This window comes from Nocardiopsis eucommiae (genome assembly GCF_965344335.1).
Classification (GTDB): Bacteria; Actinomycetota; Actinomycetes; order Streptosporangiales; family Streptosporangiaceae; genus Nocardiopsis; species Nocardiopsis eucommiae.
On the sequence record NZ_CBDRIY010000008.1, the window covers coordinates 43,882 to 61,066 of the forward strand.

The following is a 17,185-nucleotide window of genomic DNA, read 5'->3' on the forward strand; positions in this document are numbered from 1 at the left end:
ACCGGAGGGGGCCGACCGCCACGGGCGGTCGGCCCCCTCCGTGGTTCCCGGACCCCGCGCCCGCCCCTGGCTGCCTCCTGGCACCTCCGACGGACCGGGGACGACCACTGACCCGGGCGACGGCCCCGGAGGCCCCAGCGACGGCCTGAGGGCCCCGGGGAGGCCTCCGGTGGAAACACGACGGACCCGGCCGCGCGATGCGGCCGGGTCCGTCGTCACGACAGGTGGACCCTAGTGGCCCTTGTCGTCCCCGTGAGAGGAGTGGTGCAGGTGGTGGCCGGTGTGGGCCTCCACGCCCTCGAAGGACACGTTGTCCTTCGTGTACCAGTGGGCGAGCGCACGGCGCAGCTTGCCGGTCGGCTTGCGGGCCGCCGGGTTCTCCACGCCGTTGTCGTCGGTCGCGTCCTCTTCCAGAGCGGTCGAGGTGATGACCGGCTTGCTCTCCAGCACGTGGGTGGTCTCGTCGGAGTTCTCCTTGTGAACCTCGATGAACTCACCGCTGGGCAGCTGCTGGATGATGCCGCTCTCGTAACCGTGTTCCAGGGTCTCCCGGTCACGGCGCTGGAGACCGAGGCAGATCCGCTTGGTCACGATGTAGCCCACGATCGGACCGGCGATGACCAGCACACGGAAGATGTACGTGGTCAGGTACAGGTCGATCGAGAAGGTCTCCGACAGGATGTCGTTCGACCCGGCGAGCCAGAGCACACCGTAGAAGACGATGCCCGCGACACCCAGACCGGTGCGGACCGGGGCGTTGCGAGGACGGTCCGCGACGTTGTGGGCCCGCTTGTCGCCGGTGATCCACTGCTCCACGAACGGCCAGGCGCCCATGGCACCGAAGATCAGGCCCGGCACCACCAGACCCGGGACCAGGACCGCCGTCATGACCGGGTACCCGGCGCCGATCGGGATCGTGAAGTCCAGGGTGTTCGGGAAGATACGCAGCGAACCCTCCATGAAGCCCATGTACCAGTCCGGCTGGAGACCGGAGGTGATGGACGTCGGAGTGAACGGGCCGAACAGGTGGATCGGGTTGATCTGGACGAACGCGCTCAGACCGGCGATCACGGCGAACGTGAAGAAGAAGAACCCGCCCGCCTTGACCGCGAACGCGGGGAACATGGGTGTTCCCACCACGGTCTTGTCCGTTCGCCCCTGTCCTGGGTACTGCGTGTGCTTCTGGTGCCAGAGGATCATGAAGTGCGCGACGATGAGCCCCAGCAGCAGCGCGGGGATCAGCAGCACGTGCAACATGTACAGGCGCGTGATGATGTCCTCGCCGGGGAACTCCCCGCCGAAGAGGAACATCGACACGTAGGAGCCCACCAGCGGCAGCGCCAGCATCACGCCCTGGAGGATGCGGACACCCATGCCCGAGGGCAGGTCGTCCGGCAGCGAGTAGCCGAAGAGGCCCTCGACCATGGCCAGGGTGAAGATGGCGACACCGATGAGCCAGTTGATCTCACGCGGCTTGCGGAACGCACCGGTGAAGAACACCCGGAGCGCGTGCACCACCAGCGAGGCCACGAAGATCAGCGCGGCCCAGTGGTGGATCTGTCGAACGAGGAACCCGCCACGGACGTCGAAGTCGATGTAGAGGGTCGAGGCGAACGCCTCACTCATCGGAACGCCCTGGAGGCGCTCGTAGGAGCCGTCGTAGACGACCTCGATCATGCTCGGCTTGAACCACAGCGTGAGGAACACACCGCTGACGAGCAGGATGATGAACGAGTACAGCGCGATCTCGCCCAGCATGAAGGACCAGTGGTTCGGGAAGACCTTGCGAAGGTTCTTCTCACCGGTCTTGGCCAGGTGGAAGCGGTCGTCGATGAAGTTTCCGACGCCGCGCAGCGCCTTGGGGGCTTGCGTGGTCTTACTCATCGACTAGTCCTTCCTGTATTCCCAGAACGTCGGCCCGGTCGGCTCGTTGAAGTCGCCCTTGGCGATGAGGTAGCCCTCATCGTCGACGCCGATCGGCAGCTGGGGCAGGGGACGGTGCGCGGGACCGAAGACCACCTTGGCGCCGTCCGAGGCGTCGAACGTCGACTGGTGGCACGGGCACAGGATGCGGTGCGTGGTGCGCTCGTAGAGCGCGGCGGGGCAACCCACGTGCGTGCAGATCTTCGAGTACGCCACGATGCCGTCGTGGGTCCAGTTGAGGCGGGTCTCGTCGCTGCCCTCGCGGACGGCGTCGTTCATCCCGCCCTTCCAGTCGTCCTCCGGCATCTTGATGAGCAGGATGACGGACTTGGCCTGGTCGGTGAGGCTGATCCCGTGCGGGTACCGCTCGTCGTCCAGGGCGGGGAGGGCGGAGATCATCCCGTACGGGTCGTTCTCCAGGTCCTCGGCCCTGATCTTGCGGTGGGTGCCCTCGACGTACATGTGCATGCCGTCGACCCACGGGGTGACCTTCATCTGCTCGCCCGGCAGAGGGCCGGTGTCGCGCAGCAGGACGATCGGCGCGATGCCCAGCGGCAGCATGGCCGCGATGAGCGTACGACGCATGAGCGGCCGTTTGGTGAAGCCGCTCTCGTCCGCGCTCTTCATGAAGAAGTCGCTGAACGACCCCTTCTCCTCCGAGCTGGACGGAAGCTCCTCGTACGGCGACGCCACCTCGTAGTGCGGCATCACGTTGCGCGCCCAGACCGTCATACCGGCGCCGATACCGAACATGGCGATGGTGAGCGTTCCACCAAGCAGCACGTTCGAGTACTGGCCGATCTGCGGGTCGGCGATCGCGGGTCCCGCCGCCGTGGGCGGGAACAGGAAGTACGAGACGATGAACCCCACACCGCCGAGGAAGGCGATGATGAACCACACCGAGGCGAGCTTCTCGCCACGGCGCTGCTTCTCCTCCGAGTGCTGGTGAGTCTCCGAGGCCAGGTACGGCCCGTTGTGCTCGCTCTCAGCCTTCGCGGAGGTCTCGGTCACCACGTCGGTGGTGTCCGTCGGGGTGCCGACGACGCGCTCCTTGGCGTCGTCCCCCGTGTTGTTGTCGTTGTTGTTCTCAGTCATGGGCACGCTGCTTCGCGGTGATCCAGATCGCGCAGGCGATGATCAGGGAGAGACCGACGGTCCACCCGATGAAGCCCTCAGCCACCTGGCCGACTCGGTCCAGGTCGAAGATGCCGCCGGCGTTGGGTTCCGCCTGGAGCGTCTTGACGTAGGAGATGAGCTCCTGCTTCTCCTCGGGGGTGATCGCGCCGTCGCTGAACATCGGCATGGCGCCGGGCCCGCTCACCATGGCCTCGTAGATCTCGCGCGGAGAGGAGTCATGGATCTCGGGGGCCCAACGGCCGTCGGTGAGAGCGCCGCCGCCACCGGACCAGCTGTGGCAGTGCGCACAGTTGGTCAGGTAGAGCTTCATGCCCATGTCGGTGTTGCTGGCGCCCTCGATGTAGGCGTCGTACTCGTCCTCGTACGCGGAGACGGCCTCTTCGTAGGCCGCCTCGTCGTCGAAGTCGGCACGCTGCGGACCGGCGTCGGGAACCTCGGTGGGCACCTCGGCTCCGGCACCGTTGGTCCTGATCTGCGCGTTGTAGTACGCGATCAGGTCCGCCAGGTCCTGCTCGGACATGGCCATCGGCTTGCGCGGCATCTGGCTGTCCGGGTCCATCGACGGCATACGACCGGTGCTGACCTGGAAGTCCAGGGCCGCGGGGCCGACCTCGCGGAGGTCGGGTCCGTTCAGAGCGGAACCCGAACCGTCCAGGCCGTGGCACGAGGCACAGGTCTGGTCGAAGATGGTCTTGCCCTGGGCGATGTCCACGTCGTCGGCGGACGGCGCCTCAGCGGCAAGGGTCTGCGCCTGCGCCTGGTCCGAGGTGGGGGCCAGTGCGGCGTACCCCACCCCGAACAGGGCTAGCGCGAGGATGACGACGACATACCCCGCCAGGGGATGCCGTCGCCGCGCGGTAATCCATTTCACGGTTTCCCCGTTTCGGGTTACTGGATGAAGTAGATGGTTACGAACAAAGCGACCCAGACGACGTCGACGAAGTGCCAGTAGTAGGACACGACGATCGCACTGGTCGCCTGCTGGTGAGTGAAGCGCTTCGCGGCGTACGTGCGTCCCAGCATGATGAGGAACGCGATCAAACCACCGATGACGTGGAGTCCGTGGAAGCCCGTGGTCAGGTAGAACATCGACCCGTAGGCGCTCGACTGGAGAGTCAGGCCCTCGTGGAAGATGAGCTCGTAGTACTCATACGCCTGTCCAAGGATGAAGAACAGGCCCATGAAGAACGTGATGAAGAACCACATGCGCAGCTTCTTGACGTCGCCGCGCTCCGCGGCCCAGACGCCGAACTGCGCGGTGAAGCTGGAGGCCACCAGGACGATGGTGATCGTCGAGGCCCAGGGCACGTTGAGGTGGACGTCCGCCCACTCGCCGAGCTCGGGGTTCCCGTTGGTCACCGATCGGATGGTGAAGTACATCGCGAACAGCGCGGCGAAGAACATGAGTTCGTTGGCAAGCCAAACGATGGTGCCAACACTCACCAGGTCAGGACGCTTTGCCACACCATGAGCTGATGCGGTTGCTGATTTTGGGTTCGCGGTTGCTGTCGCCACGGGAGCATTATTACGGCTTCTCGCGAAGGTCCGTACTCGACCCCCCGTAAGGAGGCGGATCGGTCCCGGTATCGACCGGTCTCGGCGCCCGGGACGGCGCTCCCACCGTGACTCCGGCGTTACTGTGGCCGCCCGCCCACCCAGGGTCGGCCCCAGCCGCGCTCGCCAGGGCTCAAGAGCGCGATCCGGCGCTGTTGAGGCGATCCGTACCCGGCTCAAAGGCGCTTGAACCGCCCCCAGCCAACGCCAAGGTATCGAAACGATCACCGTTGGACAACGCCGCGCCCGGGGCGGGTTAGCGCGGGCCCTCGTGTCCCTGGCATCCTGTGGTGTCGAAGGTCTCAACCCCTTCACCGGTCCGCCGACTCCCCCCAGGGGTCCGGCGGCCCCGAGGCAATACAGTCATAGGCAGAGAGCCAACGAACGCCACGGTCGCACCCCCCACGGCGGCGGCCGCGGTCAGACGCGATGGGACGGTTGCGCGATGGTGGTCAGCGGTACGGACACGGGTGCCAGGATGCGCGTGCTGGTCTACAGCGACAAGGCGGACACCCGCGAGCAGGTGCGGACGGCCATCGGCCGCCGCCCCGCCGCCGACGTCCCCAAGGTCGAGTTCGTCGAGTGCGCGACCGCGCCCGGCGTCCTGCGCAAGCTGGAGTCCACGGACCCGGCCGAGCGCGTCGACGTGGCCGTCTTCGACGGCGAGGCGGCGCCCACCGGCGGGATGGGCCTGTGCCGCCAGGTGAAGGACGAGATCTACCGCTGCCCGCCGGTGCTCCTGCTGGTGGGGCGGCGCGACGACGGCTGGCTGGCGACCTGGTCGCAGGCCGACCAGGTGGTGAGCCACCCGATCGACCCGGTCGCGCTGGCCGAGTCGCTGGCCGAGCTCATGCGCCAGCGCGTCGCGGCGCTCAGCGGCTGAACCCGTGGGGTGTGACGAGATGACCGACAGGACGAACGGCGACAGGGACCTGCGCCGTCGCATCGTGGTGGGCGGAGCCCTCAACCACGGCGCCGACATCGGGCGATGGCGTGGCCACACCACGCCCCTCCCCGTCACCCGGAGCCGTTGAGGGGGCGGGCCCGCGCGCCCGCCCCGGCTCCCCCGCCCGTCCTCCCAGGAGTCCACGTACATGAACGTCCCCGTCACACCCGAACCCCAGTCCGCCTCCGCCGTCGAGGAGCGGACCTGGTCCCACCTGATCACCGCCCTGCTGGGCGGGGTCACCCTCAGCGCAGCCGACACCGCGTGGGCGATGAACGAGATCATGGCGGGCTCGGCCACCGACGCGCAGATCGCGGGCTTCGCCGTGGCCCTGCGCGCCAAGGGCGAGAGCGTGTCCGAGGTGACCGGCCTGGCCCAGGGCATGCTCGACAACGCGGTCCGGATCAGTGTCGAGGGCCCGACCCTGGACATCGTCGGGACCGGCGGCGACCGGGCCCACACGGTGAACGTGTCCACGATGGCGGCGATCGTCGCCTCCGCCGCGGGCGCGCGCGTGGTCAAGCACGGCAACCGGGCGGCCTCCTCCTCGTGCGGTACCGCCGACGTGCTGGAACGGCTCGGCGTGGTCCTGGACCTGCCACCGGAGCTGACCGTGAGGGTGGCTCAGGAGGCGGGCGTGACCTTCTGCTTCGCCCCGTTGTTCCACCCCTCGCTGCGGTACGCGGCCAAGCCGCGCCGCGAGCTGGCGGTGCCGACCGTGTTCAACTTCCTGGGCCCGCTGACCAACCCCGCGCAGCCGACCGCCTCGGCGATCGGTGTGTTCGACGAGCGCATGTGCGAGGTCATCGCCGGCGTGTTCGCCCGCCGGGGCTCCTCCGCTCTGGTGTTCCGGGGCGACGACGGCCTGGACGAGCTGACCACGGCCACCACGTCCACGGTCTGGGTGGTGGAGGGCGGTCACGCGCGGCGTGAGCGCCTGGACCCGGCCGACCTGGGTGTGGCGCGGTCCGCTCCGGACGCCCTGCGCGGCGGGGACGTGGAGTTCAACGCGCAGGCGGTGCGGGACCTGGTCGCGGGACGGCCGGGTCCGGTGCGCGACGCCGTGCTGCTGAACGCCGGTGCCGCGCTGGCAGCCGTGGACGGGGTGGGCGGGGCCCTCACCGACGCGGTGCGCGCGGGGTACGCCCGGGCCGCTGAGGCGGTGGACAGCGGTGCGGCCGAGCGCCGCCTGGCCTCCTGGGTGGAGACCAGCCAGGGGCTGGCCAAGACCCTGTAGGGGCCCTGCCTGGGCCGGTCCCCGGGAGGGCGACCGGCCCGCTGCCCCCGGCTACCAGCCGATGGCGAAGGCCGACTCCAGGTCGTGCTTGGAGTAGGTCTGGAACGAGATGTGGGTGTCGGAGGAGAGCACGCCGGGGACCTTGTTGACGTGGCCGGGGATCACGTCGGCGAGGTCCTCGTGGCGGCGCACCCGGACCATGGCGATGAGGTCCACCCCGCCGGTGACGGAGTAGACCTCGCTGACCCCGTCGATCGCGGCGATCGCCTCGGCGACCTCGGGGATGCGGTGGACGTCGGCCTTGATCATGACGATCGCGGTGATCACTGTGCCTCCTGGGCGGTTCGGTGCGGGACGCGGTCCGGGCCGGGCGCCGGGGTCGTGTTCCCTGGACCGCTCCGGTGACGGCTCCGCCGCCACCGGCCACGGCGTCCACGAGGACACTCCCTAGTAGGCGTCGGAGAGTCGTGTCCCCGAGCGCCAGCGCAACCGGTGGACCACCAGTCCCGCGATCACCCCCGCGATGAATCCGTAGACGTGTGCCGCGTAGGCCACGTTGGAGCCGGCGCCGGGGGCGGTCGAGGATGTGACGTAGAGAAGATACTGAAGTGCGAAGTAGCTTCCCACCACGGCCCACCCGGGCAGACGCATCGGGATGACGCCGAACACCAGTGTCGTGACCCGGCTGCGGAACTGCACCACCAGGTAGGCGCCGAGGACGCCCGAGATCGCCCCGGAGGCGCCGACCATGGGGACGGTGCCGTCGGAGTCGACCAGGGCGAAGCCGAGGGCGGCCACGATCCCGGTGCCCAGGTAGAGGGCGAGGAAGCGGAGCTTGCCGATGCGGTCCTCGACGACCGGCCCGAACACGAACAGGTACACCATGTTCCCGAGCAGGTGCATCGCGCCCGCGTGCAGGAACATCGAGCTGAACACGGAGAACCAGACGGACTTGCCCGCGATCCCCTCGCACGTGGGGCTCAGCGGTCCGGCCAGGTCGACCCGGCCCAGCAGCTCGTCGGGGATGGCGCCCCAGCGCATGAAGTAGTCGTCGATCGCGCAGTAGCGTCCGACCGCGTCCGCCGGGTACCAGACGGCCGTGGCCGACTGGGGCGAGACGAGGTAGACGAGGACGTTGACCGCGATCAGCCCGAAGGCGACGACGGGTGCGCGTCGGACGGGGTAGTCGTCATTGAGCGGAAGCGCGGCCATGCGCCCAGTGTGTCATCCCGGTGTGCGCTTCGGCGCTCCGCAACGGGCATGTCCACTCACCTTCCATCTCGACCAGGCGGGTCCCGGGGCGTTCGAGCCAGTCCAGGACCAGCTCGGTCTCCCCCGCGGTGGCGTTGGGGACGGGACCGAACCCGGCCGGGACGCGCTCCGCGGTGGCGGTGAGGGAGCTCAGGAAGGCGGCGGGGTCGGTTCCGGGGCTCAGGACGGCGCTGGCGGCCAGTCGGCCGTGCCGGACCACCACGGTCTCCCACCCGGTGGGGCCCGGCCCCGTGGCGACCAGGTGCGGGACGGCGGCGATCGCGGCGAGGCGCTGGGCGCGGCGGGCTCCGCGCAGGAAGGCGGAGAGGCGGTCGCGCAGGGCCGCCGCCTCCTCGTAGCGGAGTTCGGCGGAGAGTTCACCGATGCGGCCGGTGATCGCGTCCACGACCACCGCCGGGTCTCCGGTCATCGCGGTGCGGGCCGCGTCGGCGTGCACGGTGTAGTCGGTCAGCGACTCCGTCCCGTCGCAGGGGGCGCCGCAGCGTCCCAGCTGGGCGAGGACGCACGGCTTCACACCGTTGGGGACCACCCTGAGCGGCGCGCTCCCGGCGCTCCGCCCGCCGCCGCGTACCTCCTCGACGGTGAACGTGTGGGTGCACTGGCGCAGCGGGAGCGCGTGCAGGATCGCCTCCCGGGCCTCCTCCGCCGCGCGGGGCGAGGGGTAGGGGCCGAGGTAGGGAGCACCGTCGTCCTTGATCACCCGCACCACGGACAGACGCGGCAGGGCGCCGGGGGTGAGCGTGACCCAGGAGGCGCGCTCGGGGTTGCGGGACCTGCGGTTGAAGGGCGGTTTGCGCTCCGCGATGATGCGCAGCTCGCGGACGGACGCCTCCAGTTCCGTGGTGCACACGATGGGGGTCACGCCCTCGACGAGCCCGGCCATCTCCCGGATACGCCTGCGGGACTCGGCGGCGGTGAAGTAGGTGGCGACCCGGCGGCGCAGGTTGTTGCTCTTGCCGACGTAGAGGCTCGCGCCCCGGGCGTCGGTGAAGACGTAGACGCCGGGGCGTTCGGGCAGGTCCTCGGCGAGGTGGCGACGGGCCCGCTGGGCACGGCTCGGTGGCTTGTTGACCGCGCGCAGCTCCTCCAGGCTGGTCACTCCCAGGGGCGCGAGCCGGGCCAGGAGGCCGTTGAGCACGTCGACGGTCGCGCGGGCGTCGTCCAGGGCCCGGTGGTTGGGCGTGGTGGGGGCGCCGAAGTAGGCGGCCAGGGTGCCCAGGCGGTGGTTGTGGACCTCCGGCCGGACCAGGACGGCCCGGGCCAGGCGCAGGGTGTCCACGACCGGGTAGCCGGGCCACTCGACGCCCTCGCGCTCGCAGGCGGCCTTGAGGAAGCCGGTGTCGAAGGCGGCGTTGTGCGCGACCAGCACCGTGTCGGGTTCGGCGGCCAGGAAGGCCAGCAGGTCCGGCAGCACCCGGGTGAGGGGCGGAGCGGTGGCCACCATCGACTGGGTGATGCCGGTCAACAGGGTGATGTTGGCGGGGATGAGCACGCCCGGGTCCACCAGCGTGGTGAACTCGTCCGTCACCCGCCCGTCGCGGACGCGGACCGCGCCGATCTCGGTGATCCGGGACCGGGAGGCGCTGGTCCCGGTGGTCTCCAGGTCGACCACGACGAAGGACACCCCGGCCAGCGGCGTGCCCAGGTCGCCGATGCTGGTTTGGACGCCCTCGGGCGCCGCTGACTGTCGAACCACGCGGTCAGGGTAGTCGGGGCCCACGACCAAACTCCTCCGGGCTACGGTCAGACCCGCCCGACATGGAAAGATGTGGGCCGTGGGACGGCAGAGGCCGCCGTCCCGTGAAGCACGACGCAAGGAGGAACCGTGGGGATCGCGATGCCGGGTGACAGTGAGCGTTGGCGATGCACCGCGTGCGGGAACCTCACGCGGTTCGACGTGACCCGGACCGTCCGCTCCCAGGACTTCGTGCATCAGGAGCTGTCCGGCGTCGGCGCGGTCGAGGAGCGCACGGTGCTCTCCGAGACGGTCGAGCGGGTGAAGTGCCGCTGGTGCGGCGCCACCGACAGCGTGGAGATCGTCCCCCGCCCCGACGCCGACTCGTCGGTCTCCGACGCATCGGCGGAGAGCCCGACGGGTCGGGCATGAGCGCCCGCCCGGACACGGGCGGCGGCACCGGTGACCAGGGCCGTGACCGCGCCCCCGACGCCCCGGGCCGCGAGGAAGGGGAGGCCTCGGTGCCTTCGGAGGAGGGCGGGGAACGGCTGCGCCGTCCCCTGCCCGAACCGGTGCGCGCCCGGGTCGTCGAGTACGGGTCCGACGTGCTCGGCGGCATGCGGGCCTCCGACCTCCCCCCGGTGCTGCGCCGGGTCGCGAGGTTCGAGCCCCGCCGCCGGGCGCGGCTCGCCGGGCCGCAGATCGCCGCCCAGCTGGAGAACGACCACGCGTTCCGGGGCCTGGTCGCCGCGCGGGTCGAGCAGGTCTGGCCCGAGCTGGCCGAGGGGATGCGCGCCGGGGTGGTTCCGCCCGCCGCCGACCCGGTGGCGGTGGCGGCCAGCGCCTACCTGCTGCGCCCGAAGGGGTGGCCGGAGATCGTCGAGGGCGTCCACGAGGAGCTGGAGCGCCAGACCAGCGCTCGGGAGGTGGACGAGGCCGCCGAGGCCCTCGACGACGTCCGTCGACGTCTGGAGGAGACCCAGCAGGGGCACCAGGCGGAGCTGGAGCGGCTGCGCGGGCAGATCGGTGCGCAGCGCACCGAGATCGCGGAGCTGCGCCGCAAGGTGCACAACGAGCGCCAGCGTGCCCGGAAGGCGGTGGCCGAGGCCGAGCGGGCGGTGACGGAGACCGCCGACCGGCGCCACGAGAACGAGAGCCAGGTCAGCGCTCTGGAGGTGGAGAACCGCAGGCTGCGGTCGCGGCTCGCGGACGCCGAGGCCCAGGTGGAGAACGCCCGCCGCGCGGTGCGCACCGGCCGCAACGCCGACGAGGCCCGTCTGAGGGTGCTGTTGGACGTGCTGGTGGACGCCTCCCACGGTCTGCGCCGTGAACTGGCGCTGCCCACGTCCCTGGACAGCCCGGCCGACCTGGTGGCGGAGGCCCAGGAGGAGCACCGCCGGGTGTCGCTGGGCGGACTGCCCGACGACGCCCCCGGTCTGCTCGAGCACCTGCTGACGGTCCCTCGGGTGCACCTCCTGCTGGACGGCTACAACGTCACCAAGACCGGGTACGGGACCCTGCCGCTGGCCGACCAGCGCACGCGTCTGCTCACCTCCCTGGAGGGGCTGGCGAGCAGGACCAAGGCGGAGATCACCTGCGTCTTCGACGGAGCCGACGTGGAGGCGCCGCCGGTGACGACCAGCCGCCGGGTGCGCGTGCTCTTCAGCGCGCCCGGGGAGACCGCCGACGCGCTGATCGTACGGCTGGTGCGGGCCGAACCACCCGGTCGGCCGATCGCGGTGGTCACCTCCGACAAGGAGATCGTCACCGCGGTCAGGCGGGCGGGCGCACGTGCCGTGCCCTCCGTGGTCTTCCTGCGCCACCTGGAGGCCCACTCCTGAGCGGCCCGGGCCCGGTGCGCCGCCTCCGCCGCCCCCGTTCCGGCTGAGAGCCTCACCACGCGTGGGCGCGCCGGGCCCGCGATCCTCCCCCTCCGACCTGGCCTGTCCACAACCTCCGGGCCCGGGCGACCCGCTCCCCCGGCGTGATCGTCACGGTGCCGTGGTTGAGGCGCGCAGGCCCTTCCGCTAGGTTCTTGCAGGAACGTGAGTGCCCCGTCGGGCAGTAGGCCACCCTTGCGCCTCCCCACACCGGCCGGGACCCGCACACTCCCGTGAGGCCCGTGCCCACACACGGGACCCCTGATCTTCCGTCACCCAGCACCCCATGCGGACTTCCCAACCTCAAGGAGCGTGGACCGCCATGAAGAACCCCGGTGGTCGGCGTACGGCTCGCCGAATCGCTACGACCGGTCTCGGCGTGGTCGCCGCCGGTACCTTCCTCGCCCCCGGAGTCGCTCACGCGGAGCCGACCCAGGAGGAGGTCGAGGACCGCATCGAGGAGCTGAACCAGGAAGCCTCCACAGCGGTCGAGAACTTCAACCAGGCCGAAGAGGACTACGACGCGGCCAAGGCCGCCTACGACGAGCTCGACGGCCAGGTCGGTGACGAGCAGGAGCGCTACGACGGGCTACGGGAGAAGGTCCAGCAGTTCGCCAGCGCCACCTACCAGGGCGGCGACCTCAACTCCACCGCCAACGTCCTGACCTCCGACGGCCCCGAGGCCCTGCTGGAGCAGAACGCGGACCTCAACTACCTCTCGGACACCCAGCAGACCCAGCTGGACGACTTCGGGGAGTCCGCCGAGCGCCTGTTCGCGCTCAAGGACGAGGCCGAGAAGGCCCTCGAGGAGGCCGAGAAGGCCAAGGACGAGGCCGAGGAGGCCAAGGACGAGGTCGAGGAGAAGATCGAGGAGCAGCAGGAGATCCTGGCCCAGTTCCCCGACTCCGACGCCTCGGCCGAGGGCGGTGACGACAGCGGCGGTCAGAGCCACGGGGGCAGCGGGAACGCCTCGACGGCCCTGGACTTCGCCTACTCCAAGGTGGGTCTCCCCTACGTGTGGGGCGGCACCGGCCCCAACGGGTACGACTGCTCCGGCCTGGTCCAGGCGTCCTGGCGCGCGGCCGGTGTCGACCTGCCCCGCACCACCTACGGGCAGGCCGACGTGGGCACCCGTATCTACGACATGAGCGCCGTGCAGCCGGGCGACATCCTGTTCTTCTTCGGCGACCTGGGCCACAACGGCCTGTACGCCGGGAACGGGCAGATGGTCCACGCCCCGAGCAGCGGCCGCAACCTGGAGGTCGTCGGTCTGGCCGCCTACTGGGGCGGTCAGTTCCAGTTCGCCGTCCGGCCCTGATCCACGCGTGACCCCGTGAGGCCGCCGTCCCCGCCGGGACGGCGGCCTCACGCGTGCGGCGCGTCGCGCTCGCCCCCCTGATCCCCCTTTAGGGTCAGGAACCCTGATTTCGGACACTCCTCGTCTTCCAGCGGAATGTCACGAAACAGTTGAGAGCCCCCGAGCCATGCACTAGTGTTCGACGCCGAGCGCGGTTGCTCCTCATTCACCACCCCCCGGTGGTGACAGCCGCGCCCGGGTCGGGCACACCCCCACACCGTTTCGGCCACCCTCTCTGGCCCGAGGTTCCCCACCCGGTGCAGTCCCTTGTTCCCCGTATCGCCTGGGACAAGGGGAGAAAGGTGTTTCAGTGTCTGCATCCCGTGGCGAACGCCAACGCCGTACCGCGGTCATCGCCTCCCTGGCCGTCGGCGCCTTCCTCCTCCCCGCGGCCGTGGCCCACGCCGAGCCCACCTCCGAGGAGGTCCAGGAGGAGATCGAACGCCTCGAAGAGGAGTTCATCGAGCTCAACGCGACCTACAACGAGGCCAAGGAGACGCACGAGGCGGCCGAGGAGAAGCTCGACGGCATCCTCTCCGACATCGAGACCGCCGAGAAGAAGGTCGACTCCCTCAGCGGCGGCGTCCGCGCCCTGGCCAACACCACCTACACGGGCGTGGACCTGACCTCTCCCGCCCAGCTGATCGGCGCCACCGGCCCCGAGGAGGCCCTGGAGCACCAGGCCGACCTCACCTACCTGTCCGAGCAGCACCAGGAGAGCCTCGCCCAGTACCTGGAGGAGCTCGAACACCTGGAGGGCCTGCGCGGCGAGGCCGAGTCCACCGAGGAGGCCGCGGCCGACGCCCTCGAGGAGGCCGAGGAGGCCACGGAGGCGGCCGAGGAGGCGATCAGCGAGCAGGAGGAGATCCTCTCCGAGCTGACCGCCGAGGAGCAGGCCGCCGCCACCGAGAACGTCAGTACCGAGACCGGCGGCGGTGGAGGCGGCGGCAGCGGCGGCGGAGGTGGCGGCGGCGCCAGCTACACCGGCCCGGCCACCGGTAACGCCCAGACCGTGCTGGACTTCGCCTACCAGCAGGTCGGCAAGCCCTACGTCTGGGGCGGGACCGGGCCCAACGGCTACGACTGCTCCGGCCTGACCCAGGCCGCCTGGGCCCAGGCTGGCGTGAACCTGCCGCGCACCACCTACGACCAGATCAACGCCGGTCAGCGGGTCTCCTGGGAGAACATGCAACCCGGTGACCTGATCTTCTTCTACGGCCCCAACCCGAGCCACGTGGGTCTGTACGCGGGTGACGGCGTGATGGTCCACGCCTCCACGTCCGCCCGCCCCATCGGCACGGTCCAGCTGAGCGACTACTACCGGTCCAACTTCGTCGCGGCGGTCCGTCCCTAGGGCTCGCCCGCGACCGGGGCATGGATCACGGGGTCCCTGGGAAACCACCGTTTCCCAGGGGCCTTTCCCGTGTCCGGGCACCTAGACTCGCTCAGGTGTCGCGAACCCTGATCATCACCAACGACTTCCCACCGCGCTCGGGCGGGATCGAGTCCTTCGTGCACGAGCTGGCCCGGCGCCGTCCCCCGGGGTCGGTGCTGGTCTACTGCTCCTCCCCCGCCGCCGAGGACCTGCGCGCGGACCCGTACTTCGATCTCCACCAGCCGTTCCCCATCGTGCGCGACGCGGCGCCGGTCCTGCTCCCCACCCCGGGAGTGGCCCGGCGGGCCCGGGTCATCGCGGAGATGGAGGAGTGCGACTCCGTGCTCTACGGGGCCGCCGCCCCCCTGGGACTGATCGCCGCCGGGCTGCGCTCCCGGGTCCGGCGCCAGGTGGCGCTCACCCACGGACACGAGACCGGCTGGACGGTGGTCCCCGGGGCGAGTGCGGCGCTGCGGCGGATCGGAGACAGCGTCGACACCGTCACCTACCTGGGCGAGTACACCCGGAGGCGGCTGTCCCGTTCCCTCTCCCCCTCCGCCGCCGCCCGGATGCGACGCCTCGCCCCCGGGGTCGACACCGAGCGCTTCCGTCCCGGCTCCGGCGGCGAGGAGGTCCGGCGGGAACTGGGCCTGGGTTCACGTCCCGTGGTCGTGTGCGTGTCCCGGATGGTGCCGCGCAAGGGGCAGGACACCCTGCTGCGGGCGTGGCCCCGTGTGCTGGCGGACGTGCCCGACGCGGTCCTGCTGTTCGTCGGGGACGGTCCCCTCGCACCCCGGTTGCGCTCGGCCGCCGCGGGCACGGACTCGGTGCGCTTCACCGGCCCCGTCCCGGCCGACCGGCTCCCCGCCCACTACGACGCCGGTGACGTCTTCGCCATGCCCTGCCGCACCCGGCGGGGCGGTCTGGACGTGGAGGGCCTCGGGATGGTCTACCTGGAGGCGTCCGCCACCGGGCTGCCGGTGGTCGCCGGTGCCTCCGGCGGCGCTCCCGACGCTGTCCTGGAGGACGAGACCGGGCACGTGGTCGACGGGACGATGCCCGGTCCGACGGCCCGGGCCCTCATCCGCCTCCTGAGGGACCCCGACCGCGCCGCCCAGATGGGCGCACGCGGCCGGGAGTGGGTGGCGGCCGAGTGGTCCTGGGACCGCACCCTCGAACGCCTGGACGGCCTTCTCAGCGGCGCTGAGCCGGTCCGGGGCTGACCCGGTCGCTCCGCGCCGAGGCGACGCCACCCCTGGCCGTCCCTAGAGGCCCTCACCGTGGACGGACCCGGGGGTGTCGGAGCCGTCCGTGCGCTGGGGCTCGCCGGTGACGCTGTGGGAGAGCCACTCCTCCCAGGAGCGCTGGTAGAAGCCCCATCCGTTGTCCCACTCCAGCTCGCGGTCGGTACCGGTGGTCAGCAGGGGGTCACCCATGAGCGCCTGGTTGTGGAACCAGCGGGCGTCCTCCACCGACATGTTCGTGCAGCCGTTGGAGGTGTTGGCGCTGCCCAGGTTCCCGGCGTTCCAGGGAGCCGCGTGGGTGAACTCCCCGCTGTTGGAGGTGCGGACCGCCCAGTCCACGTCGAGTCGGTAGTAGCCGGGCGAACCCTCCGGGATGCCCACCGTGGCGGAGTCCATGACCAGTTCCTGGTACTTCTCCATGGTCAGGTGGGCGCCGGAGGTGGTGGTGTTGAAGCGCTCGTCGGCGGAGCCGTTGCTGACCGGGATGGTGCGGACGGTCTCGCCGTCGATCGACACGCTCATCTCGTGGTCGGGGACGTGCATCGTGGAGACCAGCTCACGGCCCACCTCGAACTCGATGCGGTGGTTCTCCACTCCGTAGACGCCCTCGGAGGACTCCACCCCCGCGAGCCTGAGGTCCACGGTGACCTCCTGGTAAGGGTCCCAGTACTCCTTGGGCCGGAAGACCGCCATCTCGTCGGTGACCCAGTTCCAGGCGCCCTCGGTCTCCTCCTCGGCCGTCACCTGGATGGAGTTCTCCACCTGGGCCTTGTGGGTGACGGGCAGGTCGAAGTTGACGATGACGGGCATGCCGACCCCGACCACGTCCCCGCTGCTCGGGAAGTTGGAGGCGAGTTCCAGGCGGTGACCGGGCTCCGACTCCAGGGTGGTGAACTCCGAGACCACCTCGGACTCCTCGCCCTCCTCGTCGGCGGCGGTCACCACCACGCGGACGGAGGCCCCGGGGCGCAGGTTCCAGTCGCTGACCCAGGCGTCGCCGGTCTCGTTGAGGGTGCCCGTCACCGGGAAGGGGTCCTCGGGCTCCTGGCCCTGGCCACCCTCCTCGGCGACGTCCCCGGCGCTGACCCCGTCCTCGGTGCTCTGCTCGACCCGGACGTCGGTGAGGGTGCCGTCCACGGCCTCGACCCGGACCGGGGTGTTCGGCGGGACCCCGGTGGCGCCCGGAGCGGGGGTGATCTCCACCTCCGGCCCTCGTTCGACCTCCTCGGGGGCCGCGGCGCCCCCGGGGTCGTCCCCGTCCTCCGAGGTGCACGCCGACGCGAGGAGCACGAGGGCTGCCACGGCCGCGGCCGTTCGGGATGGGGCGGTTCGTCGCTTCACGCCAAGGACCTCCAGCGTCCGTACGGGGCCCGGGCGTGGGTGCGGAGCGTGCGCACCAGCGTGCCGCCTGCGAGGCCTGGATGCGGCGTGACCTGCATGGGCAGTCGTCACGTGGGGGCCACCGAAAAAGAGTACCCCGGTGCCCGGAGGTCGTCGGGGACGACCGGTCCGGCCACCGGGGCGGTGACACTCACATCCTACCCCGCGTAGCGGTCACCTCTCGAAGAGTGATGACCGCGCGGGA

At 70.7% G+C, this 17,185-nt stretch carries 16 protein-coding genes; 8 read left to right on the forward strand and 8 right to left on the reverse strand.

All coding sequences use genetic code 11. The features are described from left to right. Positions 1-231: 231 nt before the first annotated feature. Genes qcrB through ctaE form a run of 4 tightly spaced genes read right to left on the reverse strand, consistent with a single transcriptional unit; the run spans position 232 to position 4,575 of the window. Complete coding sequence (qcrB, locus tag ACRWK8_RS06750; RefSeq protein ID WP_378742556.1) at positions 232-1,884, reverse strand: cytochrome bc1 complex cytochrome b subunit; 1,653 nt, start codon at positions 1,882-1,884, stop codon at positions 232-234. A 3-nt stretch (positions 1,885-1,887) separates the two neighbouring features. Then, the gene (qcrA, locus tag ACRWK8_RS06755; protein WP_378742558.1) at positions 1,888-3,018 is read right to left on the reverse strand and encodes a cytochrome bc1 complex Rieske iron-sulfur subunit; all 1,131 of its coding nucleotides are present in this window, start codon (positions 3,016-3,018) and stop codon (positions 1,888-1,890) included. Further along, a complete protein-coding gene (gene qcrC / locus ACRWK8_RS06760; RefSeq protein WP_431869001.1) occupies positions 3,011-3,931 on the reverse strand; it encodes a cytochrome bc1 complex diheme cytochrome c subunit in 921 nt (306 codons plus the stop codon). The genes qcrA and qcrC overlap by 8 nt, the downstream gene beginning before the upstream one ends. 17 nt (positions 3,932-3,948) lie before the next feature. Continuing rightward, complete coding sequence (ctaE, locus tag ACRWK8_RS06765; RefSeq protein WP_431869003.1) at positions 3,949-4,575, reverse strand: aa3-type cytochrome oxidase subunit III; 627 nt, start codon at positions 4,573-4,575, stop codon at positions 3,949-3,951. Positions 4,576-5,059: 484 nt separating this feature from the next. Between ctaE and ACRWK8_RS06770 the strand changes: the two genes are divergently transcribed. The 3 genes from ACRWK8_RS06770 to trpD are packed head-to-tail and all read left to right on the forward strand — an operon-like array spanning position 5,060 to position 6,797. Beyond that, complete coding sequence (locus tag ACRWK8_RS06770; RefSeq protein WP_378742563.1) at positions 5,060-5,497, forward strand: hypothetical protein; 438 nt, start codon at positions 5,060-5,062, stop codon at positions 5,495-5,497. A 19-nt stretch (positions 5,498-5,516) separates the two neighbouring features. Beyond that, on the forward strand, positions 5,517-5,648 hold the full coding sequence (locus ACRWK8_RS06775; protein ID WP_378742565.1) for a hypothetical protein: 132 nt from the start codon (positions 5,517-5,519) through the stop codon (positions 5,646-5,648). Between the two features lie 60 nt (positions 5,649-5,708). Continuing rightward, positions 5,709-6,797 carry an anthranilate phosphoribosyltransferase gene (gene trpD / locus ACRWK8_RS06780; RefSeq protein ID WP_431869006.1) on the forward strand — a complete coding sequence of 363 codons (1,089 nt, stop codon included), beginning with the start codon at positions 5,709-5,711 and terminating at the stop codon, positions 6,795-6,797. 51 nt (positions 6,798-6,848) lie between these two features. Here trpD and ACRWK8_RS06785 read toward each other — a convergent pair whose 3' ends face one another. The 3 genes from ACRWK8_RS06785 to ACRWK8_RS06795 all read right to left on the reverse strand — a co-directional run bounded on the left by ACRWK8_RS06785 (position 6,849) and on the right by ACRWK8_RS06795 (position 9,765). Then, the gene (locus tag ACRWK8_RS06785) at positions 6,849-7,124 is read right to left on the reverse strand and encodes an Lrp/AsnC family transcriptional regulator (protein ID WP_431869008.1); all 276 of its coding nucleotides are present in this window, start codon (positions 7,122-7,124) and stop codon (positions 6,849-6,851) included. Positions 7,125-7,244: 120 nt separating this feature from the next. Further along, positions 7,245-8,009: a rhomboid family intramembrane serine protease gene (locus ACRWK8_RS06790; RefSeq protein WP_378742571.1), complete on the reverse strand. Its 765-nt coding sequence runs from the start codon at positions 8,007-8,009 to the stop codon at positions 7,245-7,247. Further along, positions 7,987-9,765, reverse strand: coding sequence for a DEDD exonuclease domain-containing protein (locus ACRWK8_RS06795; protein ID WP_431869011.1), 1,779 nt, complete (start codon positions 9,763-9,765; stop codon positions 7,987-7,989). Before ACRWK8_RS06795 ends, ACRWK8_RS06790 begins: the two co-directional genes overlap by 23 nt. A gap of 129 nt (positions 9,766-9,894) precedes the next feature. Between ACRWK8_RS06795 and ACRWK8_RS06800 the strand changes: the two genes are divergently transcribed. The 5 genes from ACRWK8_RS06800 (at position 9,895) to ACRWK8_RS06820 (ending at position 15,579) form a co-directional block, all read left to right on the forward strand. Then, the gene (locus tag ACRWK8_RS06800; protein WP_378742575.1) at positions 9,895-10,176 is read left to right on the forward strand and encodes a hypothetical protein; all 282 of its coding nucleotides are present in this window, start codon (positions 9,895-9,897) and stop codon (positions 10,174-10,176) included. Continuing rightward, entirely contained in the window at positions 10,173-11,585 is a 1,413-nt protein-coding gene (locus tag ACRWK8_RS06805; RefSeq protein WP_378742577.1) for an NYN domain-containing protein, read from the forward strand. The genes ACRWK8_RS06800 and ACRWK8_RS06805 overlap by 4 nt, the downstream gene beginning before the upstream one ends. Positions 11,586-11,946: 361 nt before the next feature. Next, positions 11,947-12,942 (forward strand): C40 family peptidase, encoded by a 996-nt coding sequence (locus ACRWK8_RS06810; protein WP_378742579.1) that lies wholly within the window; start codon positions 11,947-11,949, stop codon positions 12,940-12,942. 349 nt (positions 12,943-13,291) lie between these two features. Continuing rightward, complete coding sequence (locus ACRWK8_RS06815) at positions 13,292-14,335, forward strand: C40 family peptidase (protein ID WP_431869014.1); 1,044 nt, start codon at positions 13,292-13,294, stop codon at positions 14,333-14,335. A 95-nt stretch (positions 14,336-14,430) separates the two neighbouring features. Beyond that, complete coding sequence (locus ACRWK8_RS06820; RefSeq protein WP_431869016.1) at positions 14,431-15,579, forward strand: glycosyltransferase family 4 protein; 1,149 nt, start codon at positions 14,431-14,433, stop codon at positions 15,577-15,579. Positions 15,580-15,621: 42 nt separating this feature from the next. Here ACRWK8_RS06820 and ACRWK8_RS06825 read toward each other — a convergent pair whose 3' ends face one another. Then, on the reverse strand, positions 15,622-16,941 hold the full coding sequence (locus tag ACRWK8_RS06825; protein WP_378742585.1) for a L,D-transpeptidase: 1,320 nt from the start codon (positions 16,939-16,941) through the stop codon (positions 15,622-15,624). Positions 16,942-17,185: the final 244 nt, after the last annotated feature.